Annotated in this window: 21 protein-coding genes; 8 read left to right on the forward strand and 13 right to left on the reverse strand. The window is 59.4% G+C overall.

Annotated features, from left to right (window positions below; genetic code table 11):
• Positions 1 to 108 precede the first annotated feature (108 nt).
• From VFQ24_04390 to VFQ24_04400, 3 genes are all read left to right on the forward strand, one after another.
• A complete protein-coding gene (locus VFQ24_04390) occupies positions 109 to 927 on the forward strand; it encodes a hypothetical protein (protein ID HET9177578.1) in 819 nt (272 codons plus the stop codon).
• A 134-nt stretch (positions 928 to 1,061) separates the two neighbouring features.
• Positions 1,062 to 1,604 carry a phosphohistidine phosphatase SixA gene (gene sixA / locus VFQ24_04395; GenBank protein HET9177579.1) on the forward strand — a complete coding sequence of 181 codons (543 nt, stop codon included), beginning with the start codon at positions 1,062 to 1,064 and terminating at the stop codon, positions 1,602 to 1,604.
• 193 nt (positions 1,605 to 1,797) lie between these two features.
• Positions 1,798 to 2,922, forward strand: coding sequence for a CHAD domain-containing protein (locus tag VFQ24_04400; protein HET9177580.1), 1,125 nt, complete (start codon positions 1,798 to 1,800; stop codon positions 2,920 to 2,922).
• A gap of 10 nt (positions 2,923 to 2,932) precedes the next feature.
• Here VFQ24_04400 and tmk (VFQ24_04405) read toward each other — a convergent pair whose 3' ends face one another.
• The 10 genes from tmk (VFQ24_04405) to sdhC all read right to left on the reverse strand — a co-directional run bounded on the left by tmk (VFQ24_04405) (position 2,933) and on the right by sdhC (position 13,237).
• The gene (tmk, locus tag VFQ24_04405) at positions 2,933 to 3,709 is read right to left on the reverse strand and encodes a dTMP kinase (protein HET9177581.1); all 777 of its coding nucleotides are present in this window, start codon (positions 3,707 to 3,709) and stop codon (positions 2,933 to 2,935) included.
• A complete protein-coding gene (gene tmk / locus VFQ24_04410; protein ID HET9177582.1) occupies positions 3,706 to 4,389 on the reverse strand; it encodes a dTMP kinase in 684 nt (227 codons plus the stop codon). Before tmk (VFQ24_04410) ends, tmk (VFQ24_04405) begins: the two co-directional genes overlap by 4 nt.
• Positions 4,390 to 4,619: 230 nt before the next feature.
• A complete protein-coding gene (locus tag VFQ24_04415; protein ID HET9177583.1) occupies positions 4,620 to 5,756 on the reverse strand; it encodes a hypothetical protein in 1,137 nt (378 codons plus the stop codon).
• A gap of 11 nt (positions 5,757 to 5,767) precedes the next feature.
• Entirely contained in the window at positions 5,768 to 7,552 is a 1,785-nt protein-coding gene (locus VFQ24_04420) for a CRTAC1 family protein (protein HET9177584.1), read from the reverse strand.
• A 436-nt stretch (positions 7,553 to 7,988) separates the two neighbouring features.
• On the reverse strand, positions 7,989 to 9,272 hold the full coding sequence (locus VFQ24_04425) for an amidohydrolase/deacetylase family metallohydrolase (protein HET9177585.1): 1,284 nt from the start codon (positions 9,270 to 9,272) through the stop codon (positions 7,989 to 7,991).
• Between the two features lie 49 nt (positions 9,273 to 9,321).
• Positions 9,322 to 10,020 (reverse strand): succinate dehydrogenase iron-sulfur subunit, encoded by a 699-nt coding sequence (locus VFQ24_04430; GenBank protein HET9177586.1) that lies wholly within the window; start codon positions 10,018 to 10,020, stop codon positions 9,322 to 9,324.
• 37 nt (positions 10,021 to 10,057) lie between these two features.
• Positions 10,058 to 10,531: a hypothetical protein gene (locus VFQ24_04435; protein HET9177587.1), complete on the reverse strand. Its 474-nt coding sequence runs from the start codon at positions 10,529 to 10,531 to the stop codon at positions 10,058 to 10,060.
• Between the two features lie 18 nt (positions 10,532 to 10,549).
• Entirely contained in the window at positions 10,550 to 12,274 is a 1,725-nt protein-coding gene (gene sdhA / locus VFQ24_04440; GenBank protein HET9177588.1) for a succinate dehydrogenase flavoprotein subunit, read from the reverse strand.
• Positions 12,275 to 12,400: 126 nt separating this feature from the next.
• The gene (locus VFQ24_04445; protein HET9177589.1) at positions 12,401 to 12,781 is read right to left on the reverse strand and encodes a succinate dehydrogenase; all 381 of its coding nucleotides are present in this window, start codon (positions 12,779 to 12,781) and stop codon (positions 12,401 to 12,403) included.
• Positions 12,782 to 12,790: 9 nt separating this feature from the next.
• Positions 12,791 to 13,237, reverse strand: a complete 447-nt coding sequence (gene sdhC / locus VFQ24_04450) for a succinate dehydrogenase, cytochrome b556 subunit (GenBank protein ID HET9177590.1) — start codon at positions 13,235 to 13,237, stop codon at positions 12,791 to 12,793.
• Positions 13,238 to 13,511: 274 nt separating this feature from the next.
• Between sdhC and VFQ24_04455 the strand changes: the two genes are divergently transcribed.
• The 3 genes from VFQ24_04455 to VFQ24_04465 all read left to right on the forward strand — a co-directional run bounded on the left by VFQ24_04455 (position 13,512) and on the right by VFQ24_04465 (position 17,323).
• Positions 13,512 to 14,546: a methyltransferase gene (locus tag VFQ24_04455; protein ID HET9177591.1), complete on the forward strand. Its 1,035-nt coding sequence runs from the start codon at positions 13,512 to 13,514 to the stop codon at positions 14,544 to 14,546.
• Between the two features lie 358 nt (positions 14,547 to 14,904).
• The gene (locus VFQ24_04460; GenBank protein ID HET9177592.1) at positions 14,905 to 16,170 is read left to right on the forward strand and encodes a TIM barrel protein; all 1,266 of its coding nucleotides are present in this window, start codon (positions 14,905 to 14,907) and stop codon (positions 16,168 to 16,170) included.
• A gap of 196 nt (positions 16,171 to 16,366) precedes the next feature.
• Positions 16,367 to 17,323: a ferritin family protein gene (locus VFQ24_04465; GenBank protein ID HET9177593.1), complete on the forward strand. Its 957-nt coding sequence runs from the start codon at positions 16,367 to 16,369 to the stop codon at positions 17,321 to 17,323.
• Between the two features lie 230 nt (positions 17,324 to 17,553).
• Here VFQ24_04465 and VFQ24_04470 read toward each other — a convergent pair whose 3' ends face one another.
• From VFQ24_04470 to VFQ24_04480, 3 genes are all read right to left on the reverse strand, one after another.
• Positions 17,554 to 17,715, reverse strand: a complete 162-nt coding sequence (locus VFQ24_04470) for a hypothetical protein (protein HET9177594.1) — start codon at positions 17,713 to 17,715, stop codon at positions 17,554 to 17,556.
• Between the two features lie 90 nt (positions 17,716 to 17,805).
• Positions 17,806 to 18,195 carry a type II toxin-antitoxin system VapC family toxin gene (locus VFQ24_04475; protein HET9177595.1) on the reverse strand — a complete coding sequence of 130 codons (390 nt, stop codon included), beginning with the start codon at positions 18,193 to 18,195 and terminating at the stop codon, positions 17,806 to 17,808.
• Positions 18,192 to 18,452, reverse strand: coding sequence for a hypothetical protein (locus VFQ24_04480; GenBank protein ID HET9177596.1), 261 nt, complete (start codon positions 18,450 to 18,452; stop codon positions 18,192 to 18,194). Before VFQ24_04480 ends, VFQ24_04475 begins: the two co-directional genes overlap by 4 nt.
• A 291-nt stretch (positions 18,453 to 18,743) precedes the next feature.
• Here VFQ24_04480 and VFQ24_04485 point away from each other — a divergent pair, with 291 nt between their 5' ends.
• Positions 18,744 to 19,799: a PDZ domain-containing protein gene (locus VFQ24_04485; GenBank protein ID HET9177597.1), complete on the forward strand. Its 1,056-nt coding sequence runs from the start codon at positions 18,744 to 18,746 to the stop codon at positions 19,797 to 19,799.
• 199 nt (positions 19,800 to 19,998) lie between these two features.
• Complete coding sequence (locus VFQ24_04490) at positions 19,999 to 20,355, forward strand: PadR family transcriptional regulator (GenBank protein ID HET9177598.1); 357 nt, start codon at positions 19,999 to 20,001, stop codon at positions 20,353 to 20,355.
• Positions 20,356 to 20,359 lie beyond the last annotated feature (4 nt).

Consider the following 20,359-nt stretch of genomic DNA (forward strand, 5'->3'; position numbering starts at 1 on the left):
GAGACTCACAGCTCGCAACAGGAGGCGGTGCGCCGAGTGTCCTCACCCAAGGCAGGAATAGCGGCTGCCCGTCCGCTCACTGCCGGCGCGAAGCCATGATGAGGGTCGATGCTGAGGCCTGAAATAAGATCCCTTGAGAAGCATGAAGAATTCAAAGAATGTGAAAACGCCCAGAAGGCTATCTGGGGCGGCCTGAGCGTAGCGTCAGAAGTCATGCTGGTGACACAAAAGGCCGGCGGGGCCGTGCTGGGAGCGTTTATCAAGGGGAAGCTGGCCGGCTTCATTTATGCCCTCCTCGCCCGGCGCAATGGGCAACTCAGCCACTGGTCCCACATGATGGGCATACTGCCTCAGTACCGCAGCCAGGGGCTCGGCCTTCAACTGAAACTGGCGCACCGGAAGCTCGCACTCTCGCAGGGCATCAAGTCCATCCGCTGGACCTATGATCCCCTCCAATCCCCCAACGCCACCCTGAACCTGAGCAAGCTGGGCGCCCGCGTTGAAGAGTATGTCGTCAATTATTACGGCCAGTTTCACAGCATAATTGAGCAGGGTCTTTCGAGCGATCGCTTTGTGGTGAATTGGCCGATTGCTTCAAGGCCCATAGGGCGGCTGCTTGCTGAAGGCAGGAAAACGGCGGCAATTCCGGACGTACCCAGGATCAATCTGACCGCCATGAACAACAGCGGATTTCTAGTGAATCGGAAGGTTGATTTTAACCTTCGCGAGCACAGACTGCTGGTTGAGATTCCTGCGGATACGGACCTTATGCGCGCGAAAGCGCTGGGGCACGCAAAACGCTGGCGGACTCAAACACGCGAGATATTCCTGGAATACCTTTCGAAGGGTTATTCGGTGCGCAACTTCCTCACGGAAGGCCAGAACACCGTCAGGCCGCGTTGTTTTTATCTGCTTGTCCGCAAATGAGCTTCAGGCACTCGTTTTGCACGGTGCCGGCAGGTCGAGGAAGAATTGCGACGGGTGTCCTTGAATCCGTCCGGGCGCCCAAAATACAATAGAGATGGCTTCGGAATTTCAGCGCCGGGTTCAAAAAGGAAAAAATGGCTTCTATCGACGATAAGAGCGAAAACACGGACGGAAAGGGTTATCAACTTTATGTCATGCGCCATGGAATTGCGGTTGCGCGGGGCGACCCGAATTTCCCTGATGACGCCCAGCGCCCGTTGACGCCAGAGGGCAAGAAGAAGTTGAGGACCATCGCAAAGGGCCTGTTCCGCCTTGGGCTTCGAGTGGATTCCATTATCACCAGCCCGCTGGTCCGGGCTTCGGAAACGGCCGCAGTTGTGGCAGAGATTCTCGATAGAGGCATCAAAATCGAGTCCTCGGATTTCCTCCGTCCCGGCGGGTCATTGCAGGCATTGCTGACTTCTCTCGGCAAGCGGAATGACCACCGCAGCGTTCTGGTGGTCGGGCACGAACCAGACTTGAGCGAGGGCGTGGCAAAATTGATCGGAAACACCCGGGCCAGTTTTCAGTTCAAGAAAGGCGGATGTTGCCGTATTGATTTCGACAAGTTTCCGCCTCGTCCTCCGGGAAAACTCATCTGGTGGCTCACACCGCGAGTAATGCGGAAGATCGGATAAGGATCCTTCACCTTTGTTTTTCCTCATGATTCACTCTTCGAACAACCACCGTGTTGTGTTCAACCCTGGTTTGCTTGTAGACTGTTGATATAGAAACATCAGGTTGGTTTTGGACCGTGCGCCAACTGCTGGCGGCATCTTCGACCGACAGCGGCGCCGCCGGCGCCAGAGCCGCCCGCTTCAGGCGGCATGCATGGCTCACTTAAACGGACACGCCACATCCAATGCCTTTCCGGACGCTCCGCCATCCGTATTCCTGCCGAAAGCGCCGGTGGAGGAAGACGGCGCGCAAAGCGCCCAGGCACAGGACCGGGACGCCCGGCGGAAAGCTCCAGGCGGGGAAGACAACGGCGCCCGGCCGGGTGAGTGGGCGCAGGTCTTCGAGCTGGCCCGCAAGCACCTCGACCGCTGCGTCGCTCTTGAACCGAAAGTCCTCCACGGCGATGATCCGGACGCCATCCATGATTTGCGCGTGGCTACGCGGCGTCTTCAGCAGGTGATTGACCTGATACATCCTTCGCCTCATTCGGGCGACATCCGTAAACTGTACCGTGGCCTCAAGCGCTGCCGAAGTTCGCTGTCGGAAATCCGGAATTATGACGTTTTGCTTGCAAAGGTTGATGCGGCGCTTGGCCGGAAGCGCACTGCCCGCCGGGAAGCCTGGGAAGCAATTGGGGAATATCTACGAGGCTTGCGTTCGGTCCGGATGGAAAAGTCTTTGCGCAAACTGGCAAAGGCCAATCTTTCCTCCATCTACGTGCGCCTGAAAGAATTCCTTCCCTCGAACGGGACCTCCGGCGATGTGCCGGGCAATTCCTCCGGCAACGGCGCAGAGCGGCATCTTGAGGCAGAGCAATTCTACGAGCGCGTCGCCGATGCCCTGAAGACCGTCTGGGCCGAGCTTGAACAGCAAATCGCCCGTTCGCGTCATGAACGCGACGCCTCGGTGCTGCACCACACGCGCGTTGCCGCCAAGCGAGCGCGGTACCTGATTGAAGCGGTCCAAGCTTGCGAGGCGCCCGGAAGCAGAGAAGTCCTGATCTGGCTGCGAAGCTTGCAGTCCCAACTGGGCCACTGGCACGATCGGGTGGTGTTTGAGGAGTACGTTCTCGGAATGCTCGCTGACCGTGACTTTCTGCGCGACCATCTGGAAATGGCGATTCAGATTGAACGCTTGATGATGGCGAACCGTGCTGCGAAATCAAAATTAGAGAAGAAGTACGTTGAATTGGTCCGCGACAGGACGGGCTTCCTGAAAGCTCGGGAGTGGGTGCGCCAGATGGTGGATTCGCCGGCCACTCTGTTTGCCGGGTCCTGAAACGGGCCATTCAGTTTCCGGCGCCGTTGGTGTTTGCCGGGAGGGGCGTTTCAGCCGGCGTTTCATGGTCCCCTGCCGCTGCTGTTGCCTCGGGGGATAGGTGCTCGCCCTGCGTCAGCACATCGCTGATCCCCGCTCGCAGGGCCTCAAAGACTTCAGGGACGTCCCGAGTGGCGTCAATCACCTTGAATTGGTATTCTTCCACGAGATTTTCGAACTGCGCCAGCAGGGCGCTCTGGTACTTCTGGAAGCTCTCATACATGTCTTCGCTTGGATGCAGGTCCATACCGGATTCCCAGTAATCAAATCCCGTCGAGAAAACCACGCGCGGAATCAGTTCATCCACGCCAATCCTGAGGTAAAACACGGCGTCGGGAACCAGCGCAAAGCGGTAAACGTTCCGAATCCATGACGGTTCTATTCCCCGGATGGAGGCCCGCGCAATGAGCGAGTAGATGTAGCGGTCTGTCAGCACCACAAAGCCCGCGCGCAATGCCGGAACGATTTCATTTTCCAGGCGGTCGGCAAAGTCCGTGGCGTAAAACAGGCTGAGCGTCACCCGGCCCATCGTATGGCCCTGCTTGGCCTGTTTGATTCCCTTCCCGGCCAGCTTGGACCGCGTCATTCCGGTATCCACAACCGCCCGTCCCTGTTGCTCGAGCCACGGCTTCAGCAACTGGATCTGGGTTGAGCGCCCAACGCCGTCGGTGCCTTCGATCACAATCAGCTTGCCGGGCAGGTTTTCCAGCCTCATCTCCGGCAAAATCACGCCGTAGGTTGATCTCATGGCGCCACCCTCAGTCGTTTGGCCTGCGCGAGTTTCGCCTTTACAAGCTGACGCATGCGGGTTTGCTGCTCTTCGATGGGCTGGGTGGCGTCCACCATGGTCAGGTCGAATTCCGGAATCATCTTGTCGTACTCTGCAAGGATCTGCCCCTGGAACATCTCAAAGCTCTCCACTGGATCGGCGCTCAGTTCCATATCCATGCCAGCCTCGTAAAATTTGAATCCGCTGCGGCCGTTCAGCAACCGCTTCATGGCCACCTCCAGAGGTACGCGGAAATAAAAAGCCAGCGTTGGCTTTACGGCAAACGCATAGAGCTCTCGAACCCACCCAGGGTCCATCCCGCGCGCCACGTCCCGCGCAAAGGCCGTGTAGATGTAGCGGTCGCAAAGCACAACCGCGCCCGCCTTCAGCAGCGGGAGGATGTTGTGCTCCATGCGGTCCGCAAAGTCCGTGGCGTGAATCAGGCAGAAACTGGCGGGGCTTAGCATCTTCTTCTTCTTGCCCCGGCGCGTGGTGTCACGCACCAGAGGCGAAGAGTTCCATTCACTGAACACCGTCCCATACCCTTCGGCCCGAAGCCACTGATGGAGAAGGTTCAGTTGCGTTGATTTGCCGGAACCGTCGATGCCCTCGACGACAAACAACTTCCCCGGAAAGCGATGCTCACCGTAACGTTTCATGGGAAAAAGCCCACGCGGGTGTGGAAAACCGTCCTGAAGAACTTAACTATAGCATATCAACCGCGTCCGTTGAAGCGCGTGGCCTATGGACAGATGGGCTGCCTTGAAGCAGCCTGTAGGCTATGCTGACCCCGGCACGGCAAACCTGCCGGGGACGGTCTTTCTTTCGATGGGACCGGCACAGGGCGGTTACGAAGCAGCGGTAGCCCGCCTGGCATGCGGACAAAGGCTCACTTTAATGCGCTGCGCAGGGATTCGACGATGGAATTAGTATCGGCGGGAGCCAGTGACGAGGCTACAAAATTGTACCTCTTTCCTGAAGTCAGGATGATGTGGAAAGTCCCGGTGTTCAACCCAAAAAACACGTTTGGAGCAATCTCCTGTATATCAGCGGCCTTGGCTGTAAATACCACTTTCCCGTCCTGCTCGTATTGCAGCTTCCCGCCTTTAATCCCCAGCTCGCCCTTGGCTTTGTCCGGACTTTGGAGAATGCTGGTGGCCTCGCCAAGATTGTAGACGCTGAATTGCTGCGCGGCCGCGTTCGATGAAGTTGAAGGTTTTTCCGCCGCGGTCCCCCCCGAACTGGCCGTGGTTCCTGAACTCGGCGCGGTTCCCGGACCTTGCGCGGTTCCGGAACTTGCCTGTGTTCCCGAATTCGTCGCACTGCTTCCGGCGACCTCAAAGCCCACCTCAACTTCGCTGCCGTCCGGATTGATAATAAACAGGCTGGTCTTGCCTGCGGGAGCATTGGGCGCGAGTTCGATCTGGGCCACCAGTTGCGTCGATTTCTTGAACTCGGTCGCCATAACACGAATGCCGGGGTTGGCAAACGCGACCTTGGCGCCCTCCTTGAAGTTCTTGCCCGTCACTTTCACGCTTTGTGTGCTGCCAGCCGCCGCCCGTGATGGATCAACTTTAGTCACCACCGGCCCGTTTGCGGAGGCGGTCTGGCTTTGCTGCGGAGCGCTTGTGGCAGGCGCAGCCGTTGTGATAGCGAAGCCGGTTTGGGCCGAGGCGCCCGAGGGGTTTGAAACGTAGAGGACCGTTGATTGCTGTTTCGCCATCTCGCCGATAGCAATGTCCACTTCCAACTCCGTCTCGCTGGTGCGGCGCGTTGCGAGCACATGGATGGCCGGGTCCGAAAACGAGACGTATGCTCCAGCCAGGAAGTTTTCACCCGCGATCTTCACGGTGGTCCGGCTGCCTGCCTGCGCGGCGGAGGGCTGGACGCTGGCAATCGCCGGGACCGCGTCCGCCGCGGCGGGAGCCAGTGGCCCGGCATGCGTCAGGCGAGGGCCGCCCACAGCAACCACGCTGATCAGCGCGAATGCGCCCGCAACAACCGCAATCCGAAATGGACCTGCCATTCAATCACCTGTCAGGCGCCCAGCTTCGACTTCTTAACGATCCCTTGACCTTCGCGGATGGTCAGAATCTGGTTGACCTCAACGTCCGTGAACTTCTCGATTTTCTGGGTGGTGGGCCACTTCACTTCTATCAGATCGATTTTGCCAGCTTTGCCCACGCCAAAGTGCAGCCGGAGATCGCTCTGCGACATCACGCTGGTTCCGCTGTGGACTTCATTCATCTGGCGGTGTTTCCCGGTTGTCACGTAAGCCCGGGCGCCGATTGCCGTGCGGTTGCACACGGTCCCGATCAGCTTGATCTTGATCCAGTTGTTCTTGTCCCCACCGTCGTTCCGAAGCAGCGACGGCGCATCATTCATGTTGTTGATCACGATGTCAATGTCGCCGTCGTTGTCGTAATCTCCAAAGGCGGCCCCGCGGCTGGAAAAGCGTTCGTTGATTCCCGGCCCCATGTCCGCAGAGACGTTTTTGAACCGGCCATTCCCCAGGTTCCGATAGACAATCCGGGGCTCCTTGAACGTCTGGCTCAGGTGGTGCTGGTCCACCTCGGGATAGACGTGGCCATTCACCTGGACAATATCCGGCCAGCCGTCGTTGTCATAATCCACAAAGCCGCATCCCCACTTCACGTCCTGGGTGTCTCCGCCTACCCCGGCCATAAACGTGACGTCGGTGAACGTGCCATCGCCGTTGTTGCGGTAAAGGTCTGACGTGTCATCGGAGAAATTGGTTTTGAAGATGTCGAACCAGCCGTCGCAATCGTAATCGGCAACGCCCACGCCCATCCCGGCCTGCTCCTGGCCGTCTTCGTTGTAGGCGCAGCCGGCCATCACGCCAATATCTTCAAACGTTCCGTCGTGTTTGTTTTGGAAAAATATGCTCGGCTCGGAATCGACAGCCACGTAGATGTCCGGCCAGCCGTCGTTGTCAAAATCATACGCCACGGCTGTGATCGAATATCGCGGACCCGGCTTCAGGATTCCCGATTTCTCCGACACGTCCGTGAAGCTCCCGTCGCCGTTGTTGTGGAACAGAAGGTTTGACCCGCCCGGCAGCCCGCGCGGCCCGCACATCACGGGAAGGCCTTTCCACTGGCAGGAGCCGGACTTTCCCGGGACGGGCACCTTGTCGATGTCCAGCACAATGTAATTGCAGACAAACAGGTCCAGGTGGCCATCGCGGTCGTAATCGATCCACGTGCAGCCGGAGCCCCATCGCACGCCATCCTGATACAGGCCGGCCTTCCGGGTGACATCGGTAAACGTGCCGTCGCCGTTGTTGTGGAACAGAACGTTCTGTCCCCAGAAGGTCAGGAAGAGATCGTCCCAGCCGTCGTTGTCGTAGTCGCCGACGCAAACTCCCGTTTGCCAGCCGGTGCGCGCGAGACCGGAGTGTTCCGTCACGTCGGTGAAGGTTCCATCGCGGTTGTTTTTGTAAAGATGAGTGGTGGGGGCCTGGCCGGCGGGCCACTTTGTGTCCAGCCGGCTGCCATTGGTCAGATAGATGTCAATCCAGCCGTCATTGTCGTAGTCAAAAAAGGCGATCCCGTTTCCCTTGGCTTCAATAATGTAGTTCTTGTGCTCGACCCCGCCCCACACGTTCACCGCGTTGAGGCCGGCCTCTTTCGCCACGTTAACGTAAGTCACCGGGATTGAGGTCTCGGGATTCGCAATTTGCGCCGCCTCGAGCACAGGAATCCCTCGCCACTTCCAGATGGGCGTGGTCACAACTTCCATCAGCGTGGAACCGAGCAGGGCTGCTCCCGAGCCCAGAATCTGGCGGCGAGAAAGTTTCATGCGGAAATTTGGATGCCGGCCCTCCGGCAAGCGATGCCTCGGCCAGGGAACTTCCACGGCGGCGTAATTGGCGCCCCGACATGGCGAAATAAATTCGCCGCTACGCAGCTTCCCAAGCTTCGCTCACCCGTCAGCCCGCAACAAAAACCCAATTATACTACAGCGCCCCGGATCCCACCGGGCGCTGGCGCAACGCAAACCTCGTAGCGGCGGCTTTACGCCGCCATCCGGGTCCCTGCATGGCGATCCCGCGACGGCGTGGCGAGAGGAGCTCGCCCACAACCGCCAGTGCAGAGATGGCGCGCCGCTACAGCAAGAGCCGCCGCTGGCTATTGCAAACTTGATATCACAGATTTCATACCTCAGAACCCAACACCCAGAACCTCCGTTTCATCCTTGATCCTTCATCCTTCACACTTCATCCTTCAACGCTCGCCTACGCTGCCGGGTAGTAGGCTTTCCCGCCGCGGATGGTTACCACCGGCTCTATCTTCTGCCGGCCGGTCCGCGTTTTCCTGGCGGAATCGACGAAAACAAAATTCCCTTCCCGCAATTCCAGCACGCTGACGTCAGCCTCGGCGCCCGAACGCAGAGTGCCGATTTCAGCCCCAAAATTGAACACCCGGGTTGGGTTCACCGTGGCGCGTTCCACCACCTGGCGGAGGCTCAAGCCCAGCAGAAGGAATTTTGAAAGCGTAGTAACCATGTCAAACACCGGACCGTTGATGTTGGCGGAATAGAGGTCGGTCGAAATCGTGTCCGGCAGGAATTCCTGCTTCAGGCATTCCTCCATTACATCAAACGAAAAACTGCCCGCGCCGTGTCCCACGTCAAACAGCACGCCGCGCCGCCGGGCTTCAACCACCTCCGGCAACAGCTTTCCGCTGCTGTCCACAATGCCATTCGGATGTCCGTTGAAGGAGTGCGTCACCACGTCTCCCTTTTTCATCAGGGCCAGGAGTTTGGGCAGAGGCGAATACGATCCGCCAATGTGGATCATCAGGGGAAGATGGGCTTCGTCCGCAGCCTCGCGGGCGCGCTTCATGCCCTCATAATCGTTCGGGCCGGTGTAGTCCCTGGAAAAACGGATCTTGAAACCCACCACAAGATCGCGGTTCTTGTTGGCAGCCTCGACGGCCAGTTTCGGAACGCAATATCTCAGGTCCTCCAGCTCGCCCATATTCGGCGTACCTCCCGCAACCAGGCCAATCGCAACCACGTGAAGCAGCGGCCGGATGCGCGTGGCGGCCCGCTCGATAATGAACTTGCGGAAGGCTGGAATGGTCAGCGATCCGGAAGTTCCCGCGTCCACCACCGTGGTGACGCCGCGGCGGAGGCAGGCTGGGTCAGGCTCAATCCCGTAGGGACCCACGTAAGGAAAAACGTGAGTATGGATGTCAATCAATCCCGGCGTCACAATTTTTCCGCCAGCTTCGATCACTTCCCGCGCCTGGCCCGAGGGAATGTTCGGTGCCACCTTTGCAATCTTCCCGCTCGCAATCGCCACGTCGCGCACGGCGTCGATGTCCTGAGAGGGATCAATCACCCTGCCGCCGCGAACCAGCAGGTCGTAGCGTTTGCCAGCGGCGCCTTCCTGCATCCCGCTGGTGCTCATTGGCTTGCTTCCTGGATTGCGAGGTCCGCCGGCCAGCGCAAAAGAAGCGCCCATGCCGGCCAGCAGTTCACGCCGGGTAAATGAGTTGGAACTCTCGAAGGGCATCGAAATCCTCCCGGTGAAGTTTGTGAGACAGGAAAAAATCGAATCGCGCTCAAGCCTTACGGAACAGCAAGGCCTTCTTGACTTCCCCGATGGCGCGGGTCACGTTGATGCCGCGCGGGCAGGCCTCAACGCAGTTGAAAATCGTGCGGCAGCGCCACACGCCTTCCGCAGTGTTCAAGATGTCCAGCCGTTCTTCCTTGCCCTCGTCGCGGCTGTCAAAAATAAAACGGTGCGCGTTGACGATGGCCGCCGGCCCCACGTAATCGGGGTTGGCCCAGAACGAAGGGCAGGAGGTTGTGCAGGCGGCGCACAGGATGCATTTGGTGGTGTCGTCAAATTTTTCGCGGTCTTCCGGTGATTGCAACCGTTCCCGGTCAGGCTCCGGCAAGTCTGTCATGAGGTACGGCTTCATGGCCTTGTACTTGTCAAAAAACACATCCATATCGACCAGGAGGTCCTTGATCACGCGAAAGCTGCGCATGGGCTCGACGGTAATCCTGCTGCCCAGGTTTTTCAGGAGTAATTTGCAGGCCAGGGCGTTGCGGCCGTTGATCAGCATGGCATCGGACCCGCAAACGCCGTGCGCGCAGGAGCGCCGATAGGTGAGAGTGCCGTCGAGATACCACTTCACGTGATTCAGGGCGTCGAGCAGGCGGTCGGTGGGGTCGGCCTCAATCTGGTACTCGCCCCACCACGGTTCCTTGTCCTTCTCCGGATTAAAGCGCCGGATTTTCAGCGTCACCTGCATGGACTAATACTTCCTTTCCTTCGGCTGCAATAAGCTCTTACATCGCCTCCGGCTCTTCGAGAACCCACGGGACAGACTCGGCAAAGAATTCAAGCTGCGCAACCGGCAAGTCCGCGAAAGGCTTCTCAAGTAAGGCGATTCTTGCCGTGAATCCCATAGCAAAGTTCTCATCGACCCTTTCCGGATGGAAGAGCGGATCGCCTTCCGTCATCAGGTCCCCTCCACTCAGAATTTGGCCAACAAAGTGAAACCAGCCTCCATAGCTATGGACGCCGGCATTCATTCGAGCGTGATAAATTTCAGCCTCACGATCATATCGAATTCCCAGCTGCTCAAAAATCTCACGCGCCCGCGGCGGGTAAATATGATCCCGAAGCGCGGCAAAGTTCCGGCAGGGACTGCAAGAACACTTCTCAGGGCTTCCGATCGTAATTCCTGCGTAGGCTTCCCTGGTCGCCGCAGGATCACACTGAACTTGCCAACGAGCGAAGTTGGTGATTTCCCAGTTCATCGATCCTCGAACAAGACCTTAGTATTTTCTTTCCATGGGCTCGAACCGGGTGATCGTTACTGGCTTATACGCCAGATCGATTCCCTTCGGGCCAAGATAAGCCAGGGTGTGCTTCAGGAAATTTGCGTCGTCGCGCTTCGGGAAGTCTTCGCGGGAGTGCGCCCCGCGGCTCTCCTGCCGGGCCAGCGCCCCTTCCACCAGCACGTCCGCCAGATCGATCAATATTCCAAGTTCGAAAATTTCCAGAAGCTGTGTATTGTATTTCCTGCCCCGGTCCTCGATCTTGACGTTGGCGTAGCGGCTGCGAATTTCCTTCAGCTTTTCGCGCATGGCGGTCAAAGTTCCAGCGTCGCGGAAAACCGAAGCCTTCTCCATCATTTCGTTCTGGAGCGTATCCCGGATGTCGGCCCCGCGCTCCTGGCCCTGGCTCGAAAGCAGGCGGGAGAGCATTTCCCGCGAGCGTTCTTCCGGCTTCTCACGGAGCGGCGGCAGATCGTTCTCTGTGATAAACCGCGCGGCGTGGCGCCCGCTGCGCCGCCCAAACACCAGAATGTCCACCAGCGAATTCGTGCCCAGCCGGTTGGCGCCGTGTACGGAGACGCAGGCCGTTTCACCCGCCGCATAAAGACCCGGCAGCGGAGTGTTCTTTTCGTCCACTACCACCCGGCCATCCAGGTCGGTGGGGATGCCGCCCATGGAATAATGCGCGGTCGGCTGCACGGGAACCAGTTCCTTTGCAGGCTCGATGCCGAGATAGGTCCGGACGAAATCGGTGATGTCGGGCAGCTTCATGTCCAGCACTTCGCGTCCCAGGTGCGTCATGTCGAGGTGCAAATAATTCTTTCCGCCAATGCCCCGCCCTTCGCGCATTTCACGGTACATGGCGCGCGACACCATATCACGCGGGGCCAGGTCCAGCAGCGTGGGCGCGTAGCGCTCCATGAATCGCTCGCCGTCCTTGTTCCGCAGCACCGAACCTTCGCCGCGCGCGGCCTCGCTGAGCAGAATGCCCATCCTGTAGATGCCGGTCGGGTGGAACTGGAAAAATTCCATGTCCTCCAGCGGAATTCCGCGGCGCAGCGCCACTCCCATGCCGTCGCCTGTGAGCGCGTGGGCGTTGGAGGTTACGCTGAACATTCTTCCGCAGCCGCCGGTGGCAAACACCACAGCCTTGGCGCGGAAGGTGTGCAGTTCGCCGGTGGCCAGGCACAGCGCCACCACGCCCGCGCACCGTCCCTGTTCGACCAGCAGGTCCAGCACGTGGTATTCGTCGTAGAAGTGCACCTGGTTCTTGAGGCACTGCTGATACATCGTCTGCAGAATCATGTGCCCGGTGCGGTCCGCCGCGTAGCACGACCGCCTGACCGGCGCCTTGCCAAACTCGCGCGTGTGGCCGCCAAACGGCCGTTGCGCAATCTTGCCTTCCGGCGTGCGGCTGAAGGGCAGTCCCCAGTGTTCCAGGTCGTAAACCGTTTCGATGGCTTCGCGGCACAGGATTTCCACCGCGTCCTGGTCGGCCAGGTAATCGCCGCCTTTCACGGTGTCAAACATGTGCCATTCCCAGTGGTCTTCCTCGTGGTTCCCCAGCGCGGCCCCAATGCCGCCCTGCGCGGCGCCCGTGTGCGATCGGGTGGGATAGAGCTTGCTGATGACGGCCACGCGGCCGTGCGAAGAGAGCTGCAGCGCGGCCATCAGGCCGGCGCCGCCTGCTCCGATGATCAGCGCATCATAGCTATGGACCATCCGTAATCCTCAGATCTCTGCTCTCCGCCTCTGAGTATTAGTCCTATCATGTCATTCCGATCCCGCAAAGCGGGAGAGGAATCTGCTTTTGCCTTTTCATGACTTGCAGACTTGCCGTGGGGCCTCCTAAAAAGGCTTCGCGGGATTGAAAGTCAAAATCACCAGGGAACCCAGCGCCAGGAACATGAATCCCAGCACGTACAGCGAAGCCAGAGAAAACACCCGCCAGCCGCCCGGATTCACGTAATCAACAATCATCACGCGCACGCCGTTCAGCCCGTGGATGAAAGCCAGCCAAAGCATCACCACGTCGTAGGTACGCCAGAACGGCGTGGCATAGCGCATGGCAACAAAATGGTAATTAATCACTTCAACGTTGTTGATGATGTGCATGATGGCAAGGTGTATGAGGACCATGAACAATAAAACGACGCCCGATACGCGCATGAAAATCCATGCCAGAAGTTCGACGCCGCCGTGCGGCCTTGGCCGTCCCGCTCCATTCATCCCTTGCTCCTATTTCACCACCCACGCCAGCATGTAAATCGCGGCGGGCACGAAGATCACGATAAAAATCGCCACCACGGCGTAGAAGATTTTCTTCTGCGCCGTCATCGTTTCCGGCCGGAAGTCCATGATGATGATTCGAATGCCGTTCAGCGCGTGGTAAAGCACGGCCCCGGCCAGGACCACTTCCCCCACCCGGAACGCCGGGAGCCGGTAGATCGCAATCGTCTCGTTATAAACCTTGGGACCCCAACCGATCATCGCGGTGTCGATGATGTGCGCCAGCAGGAAGACAAACACGCCGATCCCCGTGATGCGGTGCAGCAGCCACGACCATTGGCCTTCGCCCCCGCGATAGCTGATGTACTTTGTGATTTTGCCCATGGTGGTGCGGCGCTCCCTGGGGAAGACGAGTTGGTGATGGGTCTTTCCGGTTGACTGTTCATTGTATGGCAAACGTCCAGCGGTTGGCAAATGGGTGTAAGTTCCGGAGAGGGGTGGATTGTTTATTCTGCTGCTCCAATGGTAGTGACTCAGTTTGATTTGAAATGTGGCACGGGCGTCTCGCCCGTGCTTCGGTCAAAAAAACACGGCCAAGATGGCCGTACCACTAAAGGGGATGCAAACTGAGTCACCACGTTCCACTGCGTGATTGCAACAGACCCTGAGAAAAGTAGTAGAATTGCCCGACGGGCGTAACCCATCGCTAAATCCGGAGGCTTGCTGGTCCATGGCAGACTCGACGCAACAACTTGACCCTGGTCCAATTCTCCAGGCGGCATTCGCTTTCTGGACTTCCAAGGTCCTCCTCACCGCTGTCGAGTTGGACGTCTTCACCACGCTCGGCGATCGCCGCATGACCGGAGCGAAACTGGGCGCAGAGATAGGATTGCACGAACGGGGTATCCGTGATTTCTTCGACGCGCTGGTGGCGATGCAGTTTCTCCATCGCGAGGGCGATGGCCCATCGGCGATGTACTTCAACACTCCTGCGGGCGCACTTTTTCTCGACCGCAGCAGCCCCCGATACGTCGGCGGCTGGCTGGTGATGCTGAACAACCGGCTTTTCAGGTTCTGGCACGACCTTCCCGAGGCCTTGCGCACCGGGCTGCCGCAGAATGAAATCAAGCACAGCCAGAAGGGGATGTTCGAGGAACTCTATCAGGACCTGCCGCGGCTAGAACAATTCATGGGCGCCATGACCGGCCTTTCACGCATCAACTTTGAAGCCTTCGCCGCCAAATTCGATTTCTCGAAGTTCAGGACCCTGTGCGACGTCGGCGGAGCGACGGGCCTGCTCAGCATCGAAGTTGCGAAAAAGCACCCGCACCTCCGCTGCACTTCTTTCGATTTGCCGGTGGTCGAGCCGATCGCGCAGAAACACATCGCGGCTGCCGGGCTCAGCGGGCGTGTCGGCACCGCGGCGGGCGATTTTTTTAAGGACCCGCTGCCCAAGGCGGACATCATCACCATGGGCATGATCCTCCACGATTGGAACCTCGATAAGAAGATGCAGCTTATCCGCTCAGCTTACGAAGCGCTTCCTCCGGGCGGTGCGCTGGTGGCCATTGAGGCCCTCATCGATGATGCCCGTCGCGAGAATCTGTTTGGTCTGCTGATGTCTTTGAACATGCTCATCGAATTCGGCGACGCGTTTGACTATTCCGGGGCGGACTTCCGTGGCTGGTGCTCGGAAGTTGGTTTCCGCCGCTTTGAAGTGATGCACCTCGCAGGCCCTTCGAGCGCCGCCATCGCTTACAAGTAGCACGACGAACCACCATCTTCCCTCCCTGTTTCTGAGCTGCGTCATCAGGCACAGCCAATCGCTATTTGGCCGCGTTCCATTCAGCCTACATTTTTTTGCAAGCGCCGCAGAAACCGTTGACCGTTTCCAACATCAATAACCACAGTTGCGCAAACGAATAGGGCGCCTGGAAGCCCCGGCGGCGATTTTTCGGGGCTTGCGGAGGGCCTGCGGGCAGTGGATGTGACCGCCGGCAGAAAAAATGTGCTGGTCTCCGCCCACGCCGATGTATATTCTCAATCGCCTGAGGCCAAAACGTTATTTCCGGTTTATGTCCGAGCGGAAGCCGTGGGCATTTTCGGGAGGAGAGGACAACTCTATGGGCGACAAAAATGTAATTGAGCGATTGACCCTCGACCGCCGCAATTTTTTTAAAGCTTCTGGGGCGGGCCTGGCCGCGGCCGGCATGATCTTGAGTCCGGAGCAAGCTGTCAGGGCGCAGGCGAACGTGGATGTGGAAAAGTTCAACCTGGAGCGCATTGCCTCCAACTCTTTTGGAGTGCGCAACTTGTTTAAGACCCGGCCCTATAGACGAGCCGTACGTGGCGGAGCGGCCCGTGGGGCGAGGCGCGCCCATGCCGCGGAGTCGGAGGAGGACCTGGCGAACAATCCCAATGCCGCCGGACCTCTCGCCGTGGCCAAGGCTGCCGCCGCGGCGCGGGCAAAGGTCCCGACGCCGGCAGAGCAAAGAGCGAAGTACGGCGAAATCACGCTGCTGGATTTCCCCCAGTTTACCAGGGACACTTTTCCGGGCGTGACGCATATGGATCTGTTTTCGGGCTTCTTCGGCGATGTTGCCGACGACAGCATGTACTTTCCTGAGGGATCGGCGGATAGCGGATTCGATCCTCTGAGTCCTTCCGGGCGAAAATGGCTGGACAAGCTGGCGACGGTCTGCGCGAAGGCGGGCGTAAAGGTGCAGCATATTTCCAACAATGCGCCGACGAACCTGGCGGAATACGGCACGCCCGAAAAGGACGCGCTTCGCAAGGCGGGAGTGGCGATGGGGAAGCGATGGATCGAGGGATTGTCCGTCCTGGGCATGAAATCGATGCGGATGAACTCCCCGAGGGCGCTGGGTCCGAGCATTCGGCCCAACGCCGTTCCGCGCGGGCCGGGCGACGGCTATCCGAGAAATATCGACATCGTGCCGATGATGGCGGCGGCCATCGAGTCGTTTAAGGAGATGGCCGATTTCGGCGGGAACTACGGAGTCCGGGTGACGCTCGAAAACCATTGGGGCCTTGCCGCGGACCCCATGAACATTCGCACGATCGTGGATGAAGTGAACCATCCTTATTGCGAGGCTTCTCCCGACTTCGCCAACTGGGAGCAGGAATACATGTTGTTCAACGGACTCAAGGCGCTGGCGCCCTACTCGCACACCAACGTTCACGCCAAATATTGGGACCGCTGGGGCGATAAGAATGATTTGCAGCGGTCGGTCAGAATCATGCTGGCGAACGGATTCAAGGGCACTTTTGCGCTCGAGTATGAGACCGGGCCCTGGGACCAGGTGGAGGGCTGCCGGCATGAGATGAAAGAGGTGCTGACCGCGCTTTCGACGCCCACCCCGGTGATCTGAGGATGTGCAGTTGTGCGTGGCACAGGCCGGCTTTGGATTTGCTGGCACAGGCCGGCTTTGGTTTTGGTGGCACAGGCCCTCGGCCTGTGGCTCTTGCGATCTGAAATCTGAGATCTCAGATTGCAAATTGCCGTGCCGCAGGCGCATTCATCGCGAGATTTACGGCTCTTGCCGTTGTTCTGGAGGAGAATCTCTCATGAGAGACTTCAAAAGCCTTTCCGAGCGCGAAATCCTGGCGCTGGCCATTTCTCTGGAAGAAGAGGACGAACGTGTCTACGCCGACCTCGCCGAAGGATTGCGGGAGAATTTCCCCGCCTCCGCAAAGGTGTTCGAAGGCATGCGGCTGGAAGAATCCGGCCATCGCCACCGTCTCCTCGAACTCTATCGGCGGAAATTTGGCGAACACATTCCGCTGGTTCGCCGTCAGGACGTGAAGGGCTTTGTGCAGCGGCGGCCCGTTTGGCTGGTCCAGCCGCTCAACCTGCAGAAAATTCGAAACCAGATCAGCGCCATGGAAGTGGAAACGCGCCGCTTCTACGAGTGCGCCGCCCGGCGCGCCACCGACGTCAGCATCCGGCAACTGCTCGATGACCTCGCGCAGGTGGAGCGCGCGCACTCGAAGCGCGCCCAGGCGCTGGAGCGCCAATTTCTGGGCGGCGGGCAAAAGGAGCGGGAGGAAGAAGCGCAGCGGCGGCTGTTTCTTCTCCAAATCGTCCAGCCGGGACTTGCCGGGTTGATGGATGGTTCCGTTTCCACGCTGGCGCCCATCTTTGCAGCCGCCTTTGCCACCATGAGCACCCACGACGCTTTTGCGGTGGGCCTGGCTGCCTCGGTGGGCGCGGGCATCAGCATGGGTTTCGCCGAAGCGCTTTCAGACGACGGCAACCTCACCGGGCGCGGCCATCCGTGGCTCCGAGGCGGCGTGTGCGGGCTGATGACCACCCTCGGCGGCATCGGCCACACCTTGCCCTTCCTGATTGGAAATTTTCAGTTGGCGATCACCGTCGCCATCCTGGTGGTGCTGGTGGAACTCGTCACCATCTCCTGGGTCCGCCATCGCTACATGGATACCCCGGCAATCTCCGCCGCCGTTCAGGTGCTGCTGGGCGGCGCGCTCGTCTTCGTCGCCGGCGTCCTGATCGGTAAGTCGTAAGGATTGGATCTCCCGGACGTTCCGCCGGGGAGTCTCTGTAATAAGCCAGCAGCGCCGACCGCCGCGGTTCTTTCGGACTGGCGGCATCAAGCCGCCGCTACGCCGTCAGCGGTGCAGGACCTCGTGGCCTGCGGTTGTTGCCAAGGCAGTGGTTAGTGATTAGTGGTTAGCGATAAGTGACAATCCCGCCGAAACGAGGCACGGGTGGGGTTTGTTTCAGCCTTCATCCTTCATCGTTCATAATTTCCGCCGCCGTAACGTTCCACCTCAGGCTCGACAAGCAGTCCAGGGCTGCGAGTTTCAACAATCAACGGGCCCAGGCGAAGGGCACGCTGGCCCTGAATGGCAAGACGATCCACGTCCAGGAGATCACGCCGCTCAAGAATTCTCAAGGAAACCTTGCCTGAATAAAACGTTTTGCGGGACTCTGCAATCTGAAATTTCAGATTTGAAATTGCTCTCGCGGCAAGCGCAAAGCCTTTTCAGATAATTTCGACCCGCACCCTGGCGCCAGCCGAAGCCAGCGCCCTGTCACGAGTTACCAGCGGGGCGTCCAGCGCTTCGGCGAGAGCCAGATAGGCCGCGTCGTACGCCGTTACGTTATGGCGGAGCTGCCAGATGCGCTGCAGCAGGATCAAATGTGGATAGCGATTGAGCGGCAGGTCAGCAAGATCGGCGAGCGCCTCGCTGGCCCGTTTCGCTGAAAACACGCCGGAGCGAGCGTAGCGGCGCAGGACCTGCGCCACCTCCAGATCGAGCAGGTGCGGCGCGTGCAGCGTCTCGCCCGCTGCAAAGATCCGCCCGCCCACTCTCGCAGCCGCCGGGGTTTGCAGCAAAACCTCCAGCACTGCCGAGGCGTCAACGACGATCAACGGCTGTTCCTCTCGGCCCGCACGGCGGCTGCGGTAGAGGGCCGCGGCCGCACCGCCCGCCGGGCCGCCAGCCGCCGCTGGAGGTCTTCCAGCCTCGGGCGCTCCAGCAGGTGGCGGATCTCGCGCAGGAGGTACTCAGAGAGCGACATCCCTTCAAGCGCCGCACGCGCCTTCAGCTCGCGGTGGAGCTCGGACGGCACGTTGCGAATCTGGACCATGCTTTCCATGTACTCAGCATACTTCCATGCAAAACGCATGTCAAGGAAAACAGTGGGTAGCGGTTAGCAATAAGTGGCAAGTGCGCCGAAACGAGGCGCGGGCGGGGTTTGTTTCATCCTTCATCCTTCATCCTTCATCCTTCATCCTTCATAATTCTTCCGCGCCGCCGGCGCGGGGCGGCGATATAATAGGACACCGGAAAGTCATCACCGGAACAACGGCGGACTCTGGCGCCGGAGCTTCGACGAACCAAACCGCGGACCTCAAAATCGGAGGTTCGCGCTCCTCACCCTCGCCCCAAACGCCTGTCCCGCCGGCTGGAGGCAGAAATGACGAAAAATAGAATCTGGCCCTGGGCGGGCTTTTTGATCGCGCTCAGCGTGCTGACGGCTTGCGTTGCGGCCTATGCGGCCAGCGGGAAATCCGACGAGCCGTCGCAATCGATCCACTCCCTACTCAACCCCGGCCACGAAAGCTGGCTGGGACTCGTTGTCACGGACACCAACGAGGCAACCGCAAAGGAGCTGAAACTTCCGCACATCACCGGAGCGATTGTGATTTCAGTGATCGCCGGCAGCCCCGCCGAAAAAGCCGGCTTCCAGAAAAATGACGTCATTATGGAATTTGACGGCCAGCGCGTGCGCAGCGCGGCGCAACTGCAACGGCTGATCGAAGAAACGCCGCCCGACCGTACCGTCAGCGTCCAGATCAGCCGCCAGGGAAAGCTGCAAACGCTGGAGGTGAAAATCGGCGCGCGCGGGCCGAGCGCGCTGCTCGAAACGCCGGAGATCCCCGAATTCAAGACCTGGATAGGGCCGGAATTGCAAGAGCCGCAAACGCCGGAGCCGTTTGTGGAGCCTGTGCCGAAGGGAAAGATCATTCCGGTGCCGCCGGTGATACCCAAATTCCATTTCTATCTGGGCCCGCTGCCCAACCACAACCCGCAACCGCCGAGTGAAGTGGAACCCTTCATCGAGCCGGGGCCGCAGGGTGAAATGCCGTCGCCATCCAAGCCCTTTAGCAATCCGTTCCCGGCGCCCGAAAACTCCCTGGGGATTTCCGGCGACGATCTCACGCCGCAGCTCGCCCGCTTCTTTGGAGTGAAGCAGGGCAAGGGAGTGCTGGTGAGCCGCGTGGACCCGTCGAGCCCCGCAAGCGCGGCAGGATTGAAGGCGGGAGACGTGATCGTCCGCGTGGGCTCGCAACAGATCGGATCGATGGCGGAACTCGAATGGGCGCTCCAGTCCCAGGCGAACCAGCAGCACAAGGTGACGCTCGCGATCGTCCGGGACCACCACGAGCATGAAATGAGCATCCTTCTAGCTCCGCGCAACAACGGCATCAGGCCCGAACCCATCATGGCGCGGAGAGTACAGCAGTGGTAAGTGGTTAGTGGTTAGTGTCCGGTGGCGCGATTGCCACTGTAGCGCAGACCGCCGCGTTTGCGGTCTGCGGGTTTTCCTGGGAGAAGGACCGCCGACCTCAGAATCGGAGGTCCACGCTACTCACCGACTCACCGACTGAAATCCGCCCATAAAAAAATAATGGTTGAATGTCTACCCTCGTTAGGGTAGGATATCTACCATGCCAGAGACGAGAGAACCTGCCAACCGGCTTGAGCTGATGCAAGGCACGCTCGACATGCTGATCCTGCGCACGCTGGTGCTCGGCCCCGCGCACGGGCACGAAATCGCCAAACACATCCAGCGCACCACCGATGACGTGTTGCAGGTCGAGCACGGATCGCTTTATCCCGCGCTCCATCGCCTCGAGCGCAAAGGCTGGGTGACGGCACGGTGGGAAATGCCCCGGGGCCGCAAGCGCGAGTTCAAATATTACCGGCTCACGCCCGCCGGCAAAAAGCAGCTTGCCACCGAGCACTCAAAGTGGAGGCGGCTCGTGGCCTCCATTGGCCGGGTGATGGAAACGGCGCAAGAATAATTAT

Source organism: Terriglobia bacterium (assembly GCA_035712365.1).
In the GTDB taxonomy this organism is placed as follows: domain Bacteria; phylum Acidobacteriota; class Terriglobia; order UBA7540; family UBA7540; genus SCRD01.

What these genes read in the sequence shown, in the direction of transcription:
- VFQ24_04390 (HET9177578.1), top strand. Translation starts at nt 109, where the DNA reads ATGCTGAGGCCTGAAATAAGATCCCTTGAGAAGCATGAAGAATTCAAA.
- sixA (HET9177579.1), top strand. Translation starts at nt 1,062, where the DNA reads ATGGCTTCTATCGACGATAAGAGCGAAAACACGGACGGAAAGGGTTAT.
- VFQ24_04400 (HET9177580.1), top strand. Translation starts at nt 1,798, where the DNA reads ATGGCTCACTTAAACGGACACGCCACATCCAATGCCTTTCCGGACGCT.
- tmk (HET9177581.1), bottom strand. Translation starts at nt 3,709, where the DNA reads ATGAGATCAACCTACGGCGTGATTTTGCCGGAGATGAGGCTGGAAAAC.
- tmk (HET9177582.1), bottom strand. Translation starts at nt 4,389, where the DNA reads ATGAAACGTTACGGTGAGCATCGCTTTCCGGGGAAGTTGTTTGTCGTC.
- VFQ24_04415 (HET9177583.1), bottom strand. Translation starts at nt 5,756, where the DNA reads ATGGCAGGTCCATTTCGGATTGCGGTTGTTGCGGGCGCATTCGCGCTG.
- VFQ24_04420 (HET9177584.1), bottom strand. Translation starts at nt 7,552, where the DNA reads ATGAAACTTTCTCGCCGCCAGATTCTGGGCTCGGGAGCAGCCCTGCTC.
- VFQ24_04425 (HET9177585.1), bottom strand. Translation starts at nt 9,272, where the DNA reads ATGCCCTTCGAGAGTTCCAACTCATTTACCCGGCGTGAACTGCTGGCC.
- VFQ24_04430 (HET9177586.1), bottom strand. Translation starts at nt 10,020, where the DNA reads ATGCAGGTGACGCTGAAAATCCGGCGCTTTAATCCGGAGAAGGACAAG.
- VFQ24_04435 (HET9177587.1), bottom strand. Translation starts at nt 10,531, where the DNA reads ATGAACTGGGAAATCACCAACTTCGCTCGTTGGCAAGTTCAGTGTGAT.
- sdhA (HET9177588.1), bottom strand. Translation starts at nt 12,274, where the DNA reads ATGGTCCATAGCTATGATGCGCTGATCATCGGAGCAGGCGGCGCCGGC.
- VFQ24_04445 (HET9177589.1), bottom strand. Translation starts at nt 12,781, where the DNA reads ATGAATGGAGCGGGACGGCCAAGGCCGCACGGCGGCGTCGAACTTCTG.
- VFQ24_04455 (HET9177591.1), top strand. Translation starts at nt 13,512, where the DNA reads ATGGCAGACTCGACGCAACAACTTGACCCTGGTCCAATTCTCCAGGCG.
- VFQ24_04460 (HET9177592.1), top strand. Translation starts at nt 14,905, where the DNA reads ATGGGCGACAAAAATGTAATTGAGCGATTGACCCTCGACCGCCGCAAT.
- VFQ24_04465 (HET9177593.1), top strand. Translation starts at nt 16,367, where the DNA reads ATGAGAGACTTCAAAAGCCTTTCCGAGCGCGAAATCCTGGCGCTGGCC.
- VFQ24_04480 (HET9177596.1), bottom strand. Translation starts at nt 18,452, where the DNA reads ATGCGTTTTGCATGGAAGTATGCTGAGTACATGGAAAGCATGGTCCAG.
- VFQ24_04485 (HET9177597.1), top strand. Translation starts at nt 18,744, where the DNA reads ATGACGAAAAATAGAATCTGGCCCTGGGCGGGCTTTTTGATCGCGCTC.
- VFQ24_04490 (HET9177598.1), top strand. Translation starts at nt 19,999, where the DNA reads ATGCCAGAGACGAGAGAACCTGCCAACCGGCTTGAGCTGATGCAAGGC.